This window comes from Neoroseomonas lacus (genome assembly GCF_014644535.1).
Lineage (GTDB): Bacteria > Pseudomonadota > Alphaproteobacteria > Acetobacterales > Acetobacteraceae > Neoroseomonas > Neoroseomonas lacus.
Genome location: NZ_BMKW01000004.1, coordinates 112,573 through 126,616 on the forward strand (window position 1 = coordinate 112,573; position 14,044 = coordinate 126,616).

General features: G+C 67.1%; 11 protein-coding genes. 10 read left to right on the forward strand and 1 reads right to left on the reverse strand.

The window, feature by feature from the left end:
• The first annotated feature begins 16 nt into the window (after window positions 1–16).
• Both IEY36_RS09185 and IEY36_RS09190 read left to right on the forward strand, forming a co-directional pair.
• Complete coding sequence (locus tag IEY36_RS09185; RefSeq protein ID WP_188966757.1) at window positions 17–1,186, forward strand: energy transducer TonB; 1,170 nt, start codon at window positions 17–19, stop codon at window positions 1,184–1,186.
• Between the two features lie 58 nt (window positions 1,187–1,244).
• Window positions 1,245–1,811 carry a cob(I)yrinic acid a,c-diamide adenosyltransferase gene (locus IEY36_RS09190; RefSeq protein WP_188966758.1) on the forward strand — a complete coding sequence of 189 codons (567 nt, stop codon included), beginning with the start codon at window positions 1,245–1,247 and terminating at the stop codon, window positions 1,809–1,811.
• 57 nt (window positions 1,812–1,868) lie between these two features.
• Here IEY36_RS09190 and IEY36_RS09195 read toward each other — a convergent pair whose 3' ends face one another.
• Window positions 1,869–2,567 (reverse strand): cyclic nucleotide-binding domain-containing protein, encoded by a 699-nt coding sequence (locus IEY36_RS09195; RefSeq protein ID WP_188966759.1) that lies wholly within the window; start codon window positions 2,565–2,567, stop codon window positions 1,869–1,871.
• A 244-nt stretch (window positions 2,568–2,811) separates the two neighbouring features.
• Between IEY36_RS09195 and IEY36_RS09200 the strand changes: the two genes are divergently transcribed.
• Genes IEY36_RS09200 through IEY36_RS09235 form a run of 8 tightly spaced genes read left to right on the forward strand, consistent with a single transcriptional unit; the run spans window position 2,812 to window position 14,040 of the window.
• Entirely contained in the window at window positions 2,812–5,589 is a 2,778-nt protein-coding gene (locus IEY36_RS09200; RefSeq protein WP_188966760.1) for a nitrate/nitrite transporter, read from the forward strand.
• A 28-nt stretch (window positions 5,590–5,617) separates the two neighbouring features.
• The gene (locus IEY36_RS09205) at window positions 5,618–9,346 is read left to right on the forward strand and encodes a nitrate reductase subunit alpha (protein ID WP_188966761.1); all 3,729 of its coding nucleotides are present in this window, start codon (window positions 5,618–5,620) and stop codon (window positions 9,344–9,346) included.
• Complete coding sequence (gene narH / locus IEY36_RS09210) at window positions 9,343–10,863, forward strand: nitrate reductase subunit beta (protein WP_188966762.1); 1,521 nt, start codon at window positions 9,343–9,345, stop codon at window positions 10,861–10,863. Before IEY36_RS09205 ends, narH begins: the two co-directional genes overlap by 4 nt.
• Window positions 10,863–11,585: a nitrate reductase molybdenum cofactor assembly chaperone gene (gene narJ, locus IEY36_RS09215; RefSeq protein ID WP_188966763.1), complete on the forward strand. Its 723-nt coding sequence runs from the start codon at window positions 10,863–10,865 to the stop codon at window positions 11,583–11,585. Before narH ends, narJ begins: the two co-directional genes overlap by 1 nt.
• Window positions 11,586–11,597: 12 nt before the next feature.
• Window positions 11,598–12,323 carry a respiratory nitrate reductase subunit gamma gene (gene narI / locus IEY36_RS09220; protein ID WP_188966764.1) on the forward strand — a complete coding sequence of 242 codons (726 nt, stop codon included), beginning with the start codon at window positions 11,598–11,600 and terminating at the stop codon, window positions 12,321–12,323.
• A gap of 5 nt (window positions 12,324–12,328) precedes the next feature.
• Window positions 12,329–13,171, forward strand: coding sequence for a peptidylprolyl isomerase (locus IEY36_RS09225; RefSeq protein ID WP_188966765.1), 843 nt, complete (start codon window positions 12,329–12,331; stop codon window positions 13,169–13,171).
• Between the two features lie 10 nt (window positions 13,172–13,181).
• Entirely contained in the window at window positions 13,182–13,523 is a 342-nt protein-coding gene (locus IEY36_RS09230; RefSeq protein WP_188966766.1) for a hypothetical protein, read from the forward strand.
• Entirely contained in the window at window positions 13,510–14,040 is a 531-nt protein-coding gene (locus tag IEY36_RS09235) for a hemerythrin domain-containing protein (RefSeq protein ID WP_188966767.1), read from the forward strand. Before IEY36_RS09230 ends, IEY36_RS09235 begins: the two co-directional genes overlap by 14 nt.
• Window positions 14,041–14,044: the final 4 nt, after the last annotated feature.

The following is a 14,044-nucleotide window of genomic DNA, read 5'->3' on the forward strand; positions in this document are numbered from 1 at the left end:
ACGATCCGATGAACCGGTGCTGGACCGCCCCCGCGCCGCGCCGGCCGGCACACGCGGCGCGAGCACGCCCCCGCTGTCGGCCCCGCCGCGCGCCCCGGCCGCGAGCGCCTGGCGCTGGGCCGGACGCGTGCTGCTGCTGGCGCTGGTCGGTTCCGGCCTGATCCATGCGGCGCTGATCGCCGCGCTGCTGTTCTGGCCGGTGCGCGAGCCGGTCGAGGATGCAGGTCAGGTCGGCACTGTGGCCCTGGTCTTTGCCGATACCGCCGCGCAGGCCGGTGGCAGCGCCGCGGAGCAGGCCCCGCCACCCACGCCGCCCGCCCCGCCCACGGCACCGCAACCTCCCGCGCCGCCGGCGCAGCCACAACTCGCCGCCCCGCCGCCGCCGGCGCCGCCGTCCCAGCCGCAGGCCGCGCCGCCAGTGCCCGCGCAGCCGCAGGCCGCCGCGCCGCCGGCCGCGCCAACGGCACCGGCCGCCCCCGAGGCGCCGCGCGACATCGCAGCCCTGGCGCCGGACCCAGCCGGCGACGTGCCAGTCCCGCCACCGCCCGCCGAGCCGACACCCGAAGCGGTTAGCCCGGCACCGCGTCCGGCCGAGCCGGTTCCCGAACCGGCCGCCCCGGCCCCCGTGCCGCCGCCACCGCAGCCCGAACCGCCCGTCCAGGACGCAGCCGCGCCGCCATCCGAGCCCGCACCGCCGGAGGCCCGCCAGGCCGAGGCCGAACCGATGCCGCTGCCGCCCCCCCCGCCGCCGCAACAAGCCGCCGCCCAGCCATCCCAGCCCACCCCGCCACGCCGCCAGGCGCCGACGCCGGCCGACCAGGGAACGATGCGGCTCGATGCCGGCGCCGGCACCCTGCCGGAACCCTCGATGGGGTCCTTCGCGCTCGGCGCCGTTGTGCCGCCGAGCACCGATCCGGGCTTTCGCAACAACCCGCCCGACTACCCCGAAGCGGCGCGGCGGCGGGGCGAGGAAGGTGTCGTGCGGCTCAATCTGCGGGTCGCCCCGGATGGCCGGGTGGTAGCGGCGGAGGTGACGACTTCCTCCGGCTATGCGGCGCTTGATCGCGCGGCGATCGAGGCGGCCCGCGGCTGGCGCTTCCGCCCGGCCATGCGTGCCGGCGTGCCGGTCGCCGCGACGCTGACGACCGCGCTGCATTTCCGCCTGTCGGAGGCGGGGCGGCGATGACGCGCCTTGCCGCCACGCCGTGCCAGGCCATAACGAAGCGGCAGAACGGGGGTGCGACATGGTGAAGCTCGACGTCATCACGACACGCGGCGGCGACGGCGGGGAGACCTCGCTCGGCGACGGCACGCGGCTGCGCAAGGACGCGCTGCGCGTCGAGGCCTATGGCACGGTGGATGAAGCCAATGCCGCGCTTGGCCTGGTGCGGCTGCATACCGGCGCGGATGTGGCGGTGGATGCGATGCTCTCGCGCATCCAGAACGAGTTGTTCGATGTCGGCGCCGATCTCTGCGTGCCGGGCGAGGCGGGTGCGCGGCTGCGCGTGGCGGATACGCAGTCCCTGCGGCTGGAAGCCGAGATCGCCACGATGAACGCCGCCCTGCCGCCGCTGCGTTCCTTCGTGCTGCCGGCGGGCTGCCCGGCGGCGGCGCACGCGCATCTGGCGCGCACCATCGTGCGGCGGGCCGAACGCCTGGCGGTCGCGCTGGCGGCGCAGGAGGAGGTGAATGCGGCGGTGATCCGCTACCTGAACCGGCTGTCGGACCATCTGTTCGTGCTATCGCGCCACCTGAATGCCGCGGCGGGCGGCGATGTCGTGTGGGTTCCCGGCGCGACGCGAGGGCGCTGACGAACGACCCGCCGCACGTAGGATCGCGCGACGGCGCCCGGCAGTCTCGTCCTCGCGTCAGATATTCGTGCCGTCAATGGTGGGCGACGGGCGCGCCAGCTTGCGCAGCGCATCGACGTCATTAATGCAGACCGATGGCCCGCGGACGACGACATCGTAAGCGGCCAGCGCCGCGAAGGAACGCGAGAGCACCTCCGGCGCCATGCCCAGGCGTGCCGCGAGCACCTTCTTGTCGAACGGAAAATCGAACCGCCCGCGCGAGCCGCATTCGACATCATGCGTCAGCAGCCAATTGGCCAAGCGCTCCAGCCCCGATCGCAGCTTCTGGTTCTTCAACTCCCTGACGACGCCGCGATAGGCCTGGGCCGTACCCGCGGCGAGGGCGCGCGCAAATCCCGCATCGGCCGCGAATGCCTGGCGGACGGCATCGGCGGGCAACATGAGGATGCGGGCGGCCGAAAGCGCCCGCGCGGATTGCAGGTAGGGGCGGTCGAGCAGGACGGCGGCCAGGATGAAGCTTTCGCCTGGCCCCGACACGCCCAGGGTGGTTTCGCGGTCGCGGTGGCCGGAGAACATCTCCACCGTCCCCTCGATGATGACGTGTAGGAAGTCGGCCGGTTCGCCATCGCGGACCAATTCGACATGGGCCGGGAACCGCTGCAGGAACGCACTGCGCAGCATGGCATCGACATTGCCTGCCTCGACATCGCGGAAGAACGGCAGGCGCCGCATCTCATCAATATCCTGCGTCCGCATGGTCCACCTCCCGAATGACGCCCTCCCAACCAGCCGGCAGTCGGCTTGATATTAATCAGGTCAGTTCGTCACATATATCATTTTGAAGTTCGACATCGTTCGGCAGGGTTCATGCCCGAAATCGCCATGACACTTGAAACATGTGCCCCGGGCGCCGGGCTTGATTTCAATCAACATATCTTCCCCTGCCGCGGACCAGTGCTTGCCCCATCCAGACGCCAGGCGTCGTTCCGAGGGGGCATGAATGTCCATCGTCACTGCATCGACCACCGCTCCAAGCGGGTCTGATCAGGCAAGAGCCCTTTGGCTCTCAACCATTGCCTTCACCGTATGCTTCGCCGTTTGGACGATCTTCGCCATCATCGGCATCCAGATCAAACAAGAGCTGGGGCTGACCGATACCCAGTTCGGCTTGCTGGTCGGCACGCCGATCCTGACGGGCTCGCTGATACGGCTGATGCTCGGCATCTGGTCCGACCAGTATGGCGGCCGGATGGTCTTCACCTTCACCATGGTGTCGGCGGCGGTGATGACTGCGCTGCTGGCGCTGGCCTATGACTATCCGACTTTTCTGCTCGCGGCGCTTGGCGTGGGCATTGCCGGCGGCTCCTTCTCGGTGGGTGTCGCCTATGTCGCCAAGTGGTTCCCGAAGGAGAAGCAGGGCACCGCGCTCGGCATCTTCGGCGCAGGCAATGTCGGCGCCGCGGTCACCAAGTTCGTCGCCCCCGTCATCATGGTCGCCTTCGGCTGGAAGGCGGTCGCGCTGACCTGGGCGGCGGCGCTGCTGGTCACCGCTATCGTCTTCTTCCTGTGCACCAAGGACGACCCTGACCTCGCCCGCCGCCGCAGCGCCGGCGAGAAGCCGGAGCCGCTCTCGGCGATGCTGGAGCCGCTGAAGAACCTTCAGGTCTGGCGTTTCTCGCTCTACTACTTCTTCGTCTTCGGCGGCTTCGTCGCGCTGGCGCTGTGGCTGCCGCGCTACCTGATCGGCGTTTATGGGCTGGACATCGTGACCGCCGGCATGGTCGGCGCCGCCTACTCCATCCCTGCCTCGATCTTCCGCGCCTATGGCGGCCATCTGTCCGACAAGGTCGGCGCCCGCCGCATCATGTACTGGACCCTGTCGGTCGCCGCGGTCTGCACCTTCATCCTGTCCTACCCGCCGGCGGAATACATCGTGCAGGGCATCCGCGGGCCGATGCACTTCAGCCTCTCCATGGGCCTGCCCGGCTTCATGGTCACGATCTTCACGCTTGGCTTCTTCATGAGCCTGGGCAAGGCCGCGGTGTACAAGCACATCCCGGTCTACTACCCGGGCCGGGTCGGCGCCGTGGGCGGCATCGTCGGACTGGTCGGCGGCCTCGGCGGGTTTGTGCTGCCGATCGCCTTCGGCGCGCTGAACGACCTGACCGGCGTGTGGCAGAGCTGCTTCTGGCTGCTGTTCCTGGTCGTCGCCGTCTCGCTCGCATGGATGCATGTCGCGATCCGTCAGATGGAACGCGAGGCCGCCGAGCGCGGCGCCGCGCCGGCCACGCTGCCCGAACTTCCGGAGATGCAGCCGATCCATGGCGAGGCGCAGCAGGGCGCGCTCGCGGCCACCGGCGCCATTAAGGACTGGCGCCCCGAGGACCCGGCCTTCTGGGCCGGCGGCGGCCGAGCCATCGCCCGGCGCAACCTGTGGATATCGGTCCCGTGCCTGCTGCTGTCCTTCGCGGTCTGGATGGTCTGGTCGGTCGTGGTGGCGAAGTTGCCGAGCGTCGGCTTCGCCTTCAGCAATGAGCAGTTGTTCTGGCTGGCCTCGCTGCCCGGCCTGTCGGGTGCGACGTTGCGCATCATCTACAGCTTCATGCCGGCGATCTTTGGCGGCAGGTTGTGGACGACGCTCTCCACTTGGTCGCTGATCATCCCGGCCCTCGGCATGGGCTTCGCGGTGCAGGACCCCTCGACGCCATACTGGATCTTCCTCCTCCTCGCGCTGCTCTGCGGCTTCGGCGGCGGCAACTTCGCCTCCTCGATGGCGAACATCTCCTTCTTCTTCCCCAAGAGCGAGAAGGGTAACGCGCTCGCGATCAATGCGGGGCTCGGCAATCTCGGTGTCAGCGTCGTGCAGTTCGTCGTGCCGCTGGCGATCACCACCGGCGTCTTCGGCTGGCTCGGCGGCGCGCCGCAGACGGCCACGGTGGCCGGCGTGACCACTACGCTGTGGCTGCAAAATGCCGGCTTCGTCTTCGTGCCCTTCATCGTCGCCTCGGCCTTCGCTGCCTGGTTCGGGATGAATGACATCGCCACGATGAAATCCTCCTTCGCCGACCAGGCCATCATCTTCCGGCGCACCCACAACTGGATCATGTGCTGGCTCTACACCGGCACCTTCGGGTCGTTCATCGGCTTCTCCGCGGCCTTCCCGCTGCTAACGCGCATACTGTTCCCCGAGGTGAACGCGCTGGCCTACGCCTTCCTCGGGCCGCTCGTGGGGGCGCTGGCGCGCGCCGCCTCGGGCAAGGCCTGCGACCGGATCGGCGGCGGGCGCATCACCCTGTGGGTGTTCGTTGCGATGTCGGCCGGTGTCGGCGGCGTGCTCTACGCGATCGGCATGAAGGGTGATCCGACAGCCTTCCCGGTGTTCTTCGCCAGCTTCCTGTTCCTGTTCACCGCGACAGGAGTCGGCAATGCCTCAACCTTCCAGATGATCCCCGCGATCATGCGTAAGGAGGTGACGCGCCTGGAACCCGGCATGTCCGCCGCGGAGCGCGTCAAGCAATCCGACAAGGAGGCCGCGGCGATCATCGGCTTCACCTCCGCCGTGGCGGCCTATGGCGCCTTCTTCATCCCGAAGAGCTTCGGCACCTCCATTGCCATGACCGGCGGCGCGGAGACCGCGCTGTACGGTTTCCTCGCCTTCTATGTGAGCTGCGTGGCCGTCACCTGGTGGTTCTACACGCGCCGCGGCGGGCTGCTGCACGACGTCGAGCGCGGCGGCGGCAGGCCGCCCGCCGACGCTCGCCCCACGCCCGCTCAATGATCCGCACCGTCAGCCGAGGCCCCACATCATGAGCCACTTCCTCGACCGTCTCACCTTCTTCAAGAAGCTGCAGGAGCCCTTCGCCGACGGCCATGGCATCACGACCAACGAGGACCGTCGCTGGGAGGACGGCTATCGCAAGCGTTGGCAGCACGACAAGATCGTCCGCTCCACTCATGGCGCGAACTGCACCGGCTCCTGCTCGTGGAAGATCTATGTGAAGGGCGGGATCGTCACCTGGGAGACGCAACAGACGGATTATCCACGCACCAGGCCGGACCTGCCCAACCATGAACCGCGCGGATGTTCGCGCGGCGCCTCATACAGTTGGTATCTCTATTCCGGGAACCGGGTGAAGTATCCGCTGGTGCGCTCGCGCCTGGTAAAGCTTTGGCGCGAGGCGCGTGCGACCATGTCCCCGGTCGCCGCCTGGGCCTCGATCGTCGAGGATCCCGACAAGCGCGCAGCCTATGTGAAGAAGCGCGGGCATGGTGGCTTTGTCCGTGCCGCGTGGGACGAGGTGACGGAGATCATCGCCGCCGCCAATGCCTATACTGCGAAGACCTATGGGCCGGACCGCATCTTCGGCTTCTCGCCGATCCCGGCCATGTCGATGGTCTCCTACGCCGCCGGCTCGCGCTATCTGTCGTTGCTCGGTGGCGTCTGCATGTCGTTCTACGACTGGTACTGCGACCTGCCGCCGGCATCCCCGCAGACCTGGGGCGAGCAGACCGACGTGCCGGAATCGGCGGATTGGTACAATGCGGGCTTCATCATCCTGTGGGGCTCGAACGTACCGCAGACCCGCACGCCGGACGCGCATTTCTACACCGAGGCGCGCTATCGCGGCATGAAGAGCGCGGTGATCTGCCCCGATTACTCGGAAGCCTCGAAGTTCGGCGACATCTGGCTGTCGGTGAAGCAGGGAACGGATTCGGCACTCGCGATGGCGATGGGCCACGTCATCCTGAAGGAATACCACGTCAACCGGCAGGTGCCGTACTTCCGCGACTATGTGCGGCAATACACCGACATGCCCATGCTGGTGAGGCTGACGCGCCAGGGTGACCAGCTGGTGCCGGAGCGCTTCCTGCGCGCCAGCGATTTCGACCAATCCCTCGGCGAAGCCAACAACCCGGATTGGAAGACCGTCGCCTTCGACGAGACCAGCGGGGCCATCGTCGCACCTCGCGGCACCATTGGCTTCCGTTGGGGCGAGAGCGGCAAATGGAACCTCGAGGAGAAGAAGTCCGACGGTGAGGCCACGCAACTGCGCCTGTCACTGGATGGCATCCACGACGAACTGGCCGAGATCGCCTTCCCGTATTTCGGCAACATCGAACACGAGCATTTCGCCTCGACCAGCCACGCCAGCGTGCTGCATCGCCGAGTGCCGATCAAACGGCTGATGTTGGCCGAAGGAGAGACGCTGGTCGCTTCGGTACACGACCTGTTCCTCGCGAACTACGGTGTCGACCGCGGCTATGGCGGCGACAACGTCGCCAGGAGCCTGGATGACGACGTCCCCTACACCCCCGCATGGGCGGAGAGGATCACCGGTGTCTCGCGCGACAAGATCATCCAGGTAGCGCGCGAATTCGCCACCAACGCGGAAAAGACCAAGGGCCGCTCGATGATCATCATCGGCGCCGCCATGAACCATTGGTTCCACGCCGACATGAATTATCGCGGCGTCATCAACATGCTGGTGATGTGCGGTTGCGTCGGGCAGTCGGGTGGCGGCTGGGCGCATTACGTCGGGCAGGAGAAGCTGCGCCCACAATCAGGCTGGCTGCCGCTGGCGTTCGCGCTTGATTGGGGCCGCCCGCCGCGGCAGCAGAACTCGACCTCGGCCTTCTACGCGCATACCGACCAGTGGCGCTACGAGACGATGAATGTCGGCGACCTGGTCTCGCCGACGGCGCCCCCGGGCCCGTGGGATGGCGCGATCATCGACTACAACATCCGTGCCGAACGGATGGGCTGGCTGCCTTCCGCGCCGCAGCTGCAAACGAACCCGTTGCAGGTGGCCAAAGACGCCGCCGCCGCCGGGCTGCCGGCGAAGGACTATGTCGCGCGCTCGCTGAAGGACGGCACGCTCAAACTCTCCTGCGAGGATCCCGATAATCCGAGGAACTGGCCGCGCAACATGTTCGTCTGGCGGTCGAACCTGCTCGGCTCCTCCGGCAAGGGCCACGAGTATTTCCTCAAGCACCTGCTTGGCACGACGCATGGCGTGCTGGGCAAGGATCTGGGCGAGGAGGGCCGCGCGAAATCGGCCGAGGCCGTCTGGCACGAACAGGCGCCGGAGGGAAAGCTCGACCTGCTGGTCACGCTCGACTTCCGCATGTCGACGACCTGCGTCTATTCCGACATCGTGCTGCCCACCGCCACCTGGTACGAGAAGAACGACCTCAACACCTCGGACATGCATCCCTTCATCCACCCGTTGACCGGCGCGGTGGATCCGGGTTGGGAAGCCCGCAGCGACTGGGAGATCTACAAGGCGATCGCCAAGGCGTTCTCCGAAGTCGCCCCGGAAGTGCTCGGCGTCGAGAAGGATGTCGTGCTGAACCCGATCAAGCACGACAGTGCCAATGAGATTGCCCAGCCCTTCGAACCGAAGGACTGGAAGAAGGGCGAGTGCGAGCCGATCCCGGGCAAGACGATGCCACTGGTGGTCGAGGTGGAGCGCGACTATCCGGCCACCTATGCCCGCTTCACTGCGCTGGGTCCGTTGATGGACAGCATCGGCAACGGCGTCAAAGGCATGGCCTGGAAGACCGGGCTGGAGGTCCAGCACCTGAAGGCGCTGAACGGCGTGCATGCCGAAGGCGCCAACAAGGGCTTGGCGCGCATCGTCACCGATATCGATGCCGCCGAGGCGATCCTGATGATGGCACCGGAGACCAATGGCGAGGTCGCCGTGCGCGCCTGGGAGGCGCTGGGTAAGACTACCGGCCTGCATCACGCGCATCTGGCTCTGGCCAAGGAGGATGAGAAGATCCGCTTCCGCGACGTCGTCGCGCAGCCGCGCAAGATCATCTCGGCGCCCACCTGGTCGGGGCTGGAGAGCGAGAAGGTGTGCTACAATGCCGGCTACACCAACGTGCACGAGCTGATCCCCTGGCGCACCCTGACCGGACGCCAGCAGCTCTATCAGGATCACCTGTGGATGCGCGCCTTCGGAGCGGGCTTGTGTGTCTACCGCCCGCCGCTCGACCTGCGCGCCATCAAGCCGGTGCTGGACCTGAAGCCGAATGGCGAGAAGCAGGTGGTGCTGAACTTCATCACCCCGCACCAGAAGTGGGGCATCCACTCCACCTATACCGACAACCTGCTGATGCTGACGCTCTCACGCGGCGGCCCCTGCATCTGGATCAGCGAAGCCGATGCGAAGCGTGCGGGCCTGGTCGACAATGACTGGGTCGAGGCCTTCAACAGCAACGGCGCACTCGTCGCCCGCGCCGTCGTCTCCCAGCGCGTCAAGGAAGGCATGGTCATGATGTACCACGCGCAGGAGAAGATCGTGAACATGCCCGGCTCGCAGATGACCGGCAATCGCGGTGGTATCCACAACTCGGTCACGCGCATCGTGTTGAACCCGACGCACATGATCGGCGGCTACGCGCAGCTCGCCTATGACTTCAACTACTACGGCACCATCGGAACCAATCGCGACGAGTTCGTCGTGGTGCGCAAGATGACAACCGTCGATTGGCTGGAACGGCCTCTGGTGACAGGAGACGTGACATGAAGATCCGCGCACAGGTTGCCATGGTGCTGAACCTGGACAAGTGCATTGGTTGCCACACCTGTTCCGTGACCTGCAAGAACGTGTGGACCAACCGCGAGGGCATGGAATACGCCTGGTTCAACAACGTCGAGACCAAGCCCGGCATCGGCTACCCGAAGAACTGGGAAGACCAGGACAAGTGGCGCGGCGGCTGGAAGCGCCGTCGCAACGGCAGGATCGAACCGCGCATCGGTGGCAAGTGGCGCGTGCTGGCGAACATCTTCGCCAACCCCGACATGCCGGAGATCGACGACTACTACGAGCCCTTCACCTTCGACTACGAGCATCTGCAGAAGGCACCGGAGCTCGAAGCCTTCCCTACCGCGCGCCCGCGCTCGCTGATCACCGGCGAGCGGATGGAGAAGATCGAGTGGGGGCCAAACTGGGAGGAGATCCTCGGCGGCGAATTCGCCAAGCGGGCGAAGGACGTCAACTTCGAAGGCGTCCAGAAGGAGATGTACGGCCAGTTCGAAAACACCTTCATGATGTACCTGCCCAGGCTGTGCGAGCATTGCCTGAATCCGGCCTGCGCCGCGGCCTGCCCCTCGGGCGCGATCTACAAGCGCGAGGAGGACGGCATCGTCCTGATCGACCAGGACAAGTGCCGCGGCTGGCGCATGTGCGTCTCGGCCTGCCCCTACAAGAAGATCTACTTCAACTGGTCATCGGGCAAATCGGAGAAGTGCATTTTCTGCTACCCGCGCATCGAGGCCGGGCAGCCGACCGTGTGTTCGGAAACCTGCGTCGGTCGCATCCGCTATCTCGGCGTCATGCTCTACGACGCGGACCGCATCGAGGAAGCCGCCAGCGTCGCGGATGAGAAGTCCCTGTATCATTCCCAGATGAGCATCTTCTGCGACCCGAACGACCCGGCGGTGATCGCGCAGGCTCGGGCCGATGGCGTGCCGGAGAACTGGCTGGATGCCGCGCGCCATTCGCCGGTATGGAAGATGGCGATGGAATGGAAGGTCGCCTTCCCGCTGCATCCCGAATACCGCACCTTGCCCATGGTCTGGTACGTGCCGCCGCTCTCACCGATCACCGCCGCCGCGCAGGCCGGGCAGATGGGCACCGATGGCGGCATGCCGGACGTGCGCTCCCTGCGCATTCCGCTGCGCTACCTCGCCAACCTGCTGACCGCCGGGGATGAGGCGCCGATCGCCACCGGCCTCGAACGCATGCTGGCGATGCGCGCTTATATGCGCGCGAAGACCGTCGACGGCGTCATCGACGAAGCAATCGCCAAGCGCGTCAGCCTCACCGGCGCACAGATCGAGCAGATGTACCACATCATGGCGATCGCCAACTACGAGGACCGCTTCGTCATCCCCACGGCGCATCGCGAGATCACCGAGGACGCCTATGAAATGCGCGGCCAGTGCGGCTTCTCCTTCGGTGATGGCTGCGCGCCCTCCGACCAGTCGGTGAACCTGTTCGGCGGCACGAAGCTCAAGAACGTCAAGGCGGGGGTTCTCTAATGCGCACGCTCAAGGTTCTCTCGGCGCTGCTGACCTATCCGACGCCGGCGCTGATCGCCGCCGGGCCGGAGATGATCCTCGCACTCGACCGCGAGGCGATCCTGCCCGCTCGTGAACGCGCCGCCGTGGCCCGCCTGATCGACGACCTCGCCGCGCACGACCTGTACGACGCACAGGAACGCTACATCCTGCTGTTCGACCGCACCCGCTCGCTCTCGCTGCACCTGTTCGAACACGTCCATGGCGAGAGCCGCGACCGGGGCCAGGCGATGGTCGATCTGATCCGGCTTTACGAGGAAGGCGGCTACACGCCCACCGCCAGCGAGCTGCCGGATTTCCTGCCGCTGTTCCTGGAATACGCCTCGACCCTCGCACCGCCCGCGGCCATCGAACTTCTGGGGCAGCCGGGTCACGTCTTCGCCGCGCTTCGCGAACGGCTCGCCAAGCGTGACTCGGCCTATGCGGGCATCTTCGCCGCCCTTGCCGCGCTGTCTCGCGCCAGGTTGGACGAGGCGGCGCTTGCGGCTCTGCGCGCGGAACCCGACCCCGAGCCAGAGGATCTCGAAGCGCTCGATGCCGCCTGGGAGGAGGAGGAAGTGACCTTCGGCCCCGGCCCCGGCGGCCTCGGTGCGAAGATGCGCCAGGCCACGCGCCCCGCGCCGGGGATGCAGCCGCCTCCGAGCGCCGGCCCCCGCACCATCATCACCAATCGCCAGGCCTGAGGAGCAGCGACCATGCGCGACGCCGTCTTCCACATCCTGTTCGTCTGGTACCCCTATGTGTGCCTCACCGTGTTCCTGCTTGGCAGCCTGATCCGGTACGATCGCGAGCCCTACACATGGCGCGCCGGTTCCAGCCAGATCCTGCGCAAGCGGCAGTTCCGATGGGGCTCGAACCTGTTTCACATCGGTGTGCTCTTCCTGTTCTTCGGCCACGCGGTGGGGCTGCTGACGCCGACCTCCCTCTACACGCTGTTCATCACGGTCGAGCAGAAGCAGTTGATCGCGGTCAGCGCCGGTGGCGTGGCGGGGCTCATCTGCTTCATCGGCCTGTCGCTGCTGCTGCATCGCCGGCTGTTCGACCCGCGCATCCGCGCCACCTCGACGGTGATGGACATCGCCATTCTCGGCATTCTGTGGGTGCAGTTGTCGCTCGGCCTGCTCACGCTGCCCTTCTCGCTCGCGCATTCGGATGGCTCGGTGATGCTGATCCTGTCGCATTGGGCGCAGGGGATCGTGACGCTGCAGCCGATCCATGCCGAGACGCTGCAAAGCCTCAGCCTGCCCTACCTCGCGCATCTCGTGCTGGGCATGACGATCTTCCTGCTCTTCCCCTTCTCCCGCCTGGTGCACATCTGGTCAGCTCCGGTCTGGTATCTCGGCCGCCGAGGCTACCAGGTCGTGCGCTCGCGGCGGCCCCTGGGCGCGCCCGGCCCGAAAACGCCGGCTGCGGCGGAGTGAGTGCGATGAGCAGCACAACCGCATGCGCCGCCAAGCCTGCCCCGATGGGTCCGCGACGGACGATCAGCGTGAATGGCGTGCCGATCACCCGCGCCGCCATCGCGCAGGAGACGCAGAATCACCCGGCATCGAAGCCGCTCGATGCGATGAAGGCCGCTAGCACCGCGCTGGTGGTGCGCGAGTTGCTGTTGCAGGAGGCGCGCCGGCAGGGCGTGGCGGCCACGCCGATCAGCGATGGCGAAGGACGCCGCGAGACTGAGGAGGAGGCCATGATCAGGGAACTCGTCGAACGCGAGGTGGTGACGCCACGCGCCGATGAGGCGGCCTGTCGCCGGTACTTCACGCAAAACCCTCGTCGCTTTCGGACGGCGGCACTGTGCGAGCTTCGCCATATCCTGCTGCCGGCCGCCCCCGGGGACGCCATGGCGCGCCATGAGGCCGCCACAGTGGCGCGAGCATTGATCGCGCAGCTGGCGGAAAGCCCCGCCACCTTCGGTGCCCTGGCCGAAGTGCATTCGGCCTGCCCTTCTGGCAGGACCGGCGGCAATCTCGGCCAGATCGGGCCAGGCCAGACCGTCCCGGAATTCGAATCCGCGCTCGCGGCGATGACGGTCGGCGTGGTGCATCCCGAACCCGTCGAAACCCGCTACGGCCTCCACGTCGTGGCTCTCGACCGTCGCATCGAAGGGCGTGACCTGCCGTTTGACATGGTGCGCGATCGCATCGCCGAATGGCTTGACGAGAAGGTGCGCCGCACCGCCATCCAACAATATGTCGCGATCCTCGCCGGACGCGCGGAGATCGTCGGCTTCGACATCGCCGCCAGCCCGTCGCCCCTCGTGCAGTGAAGGCGCCGCCATGCTGCTCGGAACCATCCTGAAGCGCCTCGACGACGATGGCGATGCGGCCGTCGCCCTCGAAGCCATCGGCGACATCGTGCTGCTGACCGAGGTCGCCGCCATGGCCGCGGCGTATGACGAGACCGTGGGGGAATATGTGTCCGGCGCCGCCCGTCGCTTCGCCGCCGATGCCGCCAGCGAAGATTGGCTGGCCCTGATGACCGCCATCGAGCGAAACGACGATCCGGCCCGCGCGGTGCTCGAGCGCATGGTGCGGTGGTCGCTGACGCGCGACGGAGCGGGACCGGCGGCGAGCGGCTGCAATTGCCGCGATGGCGGACCCGGCGATGTTCCCAGATGAGGAGGCGCCACTCCCATTTGCCCTGCTGGACGATCCGCTCGCCTACATCCTGGCTGCGAATATGCGGCATCGTGCCCTCTGCGCCATGTTGCGCCGCATCGCGACGGAGCGGATCGCGTCCCGTCTCGAGGCTGACAGGATCATCGCCTGCCTGACGATTGAATGGCCGCTGCATCGCGAGGATGAGGGTCTCGATCTTTTTCCCAGCCTGCGGCGCCGCGCGCTGCCGGCCGATGAGCTGGGCGTCACTCTCGCCTGTCTCGATGCTCAACACCGCCGCAGTGCCGCGATGGCGGAGATCATCGTCGAGGCTTTGTCGTCCAGGCCGGCCGATGCCGTCGTGCCTGTCGACGTCCGGACCAGCGAGGTGATGCAGGCCTATGTGGCGAACGAGCTGCGCCGTATCGCGCTGGAGAATGGCGTCGTCCTGGCGCTTGCCCCCATCAGGCTGACGCGGCCCGATCAGCGGGCGATCAGTCGCGCGATGAAGGCCCGGCGCGGCGTGGTCGACGCCTGATCGG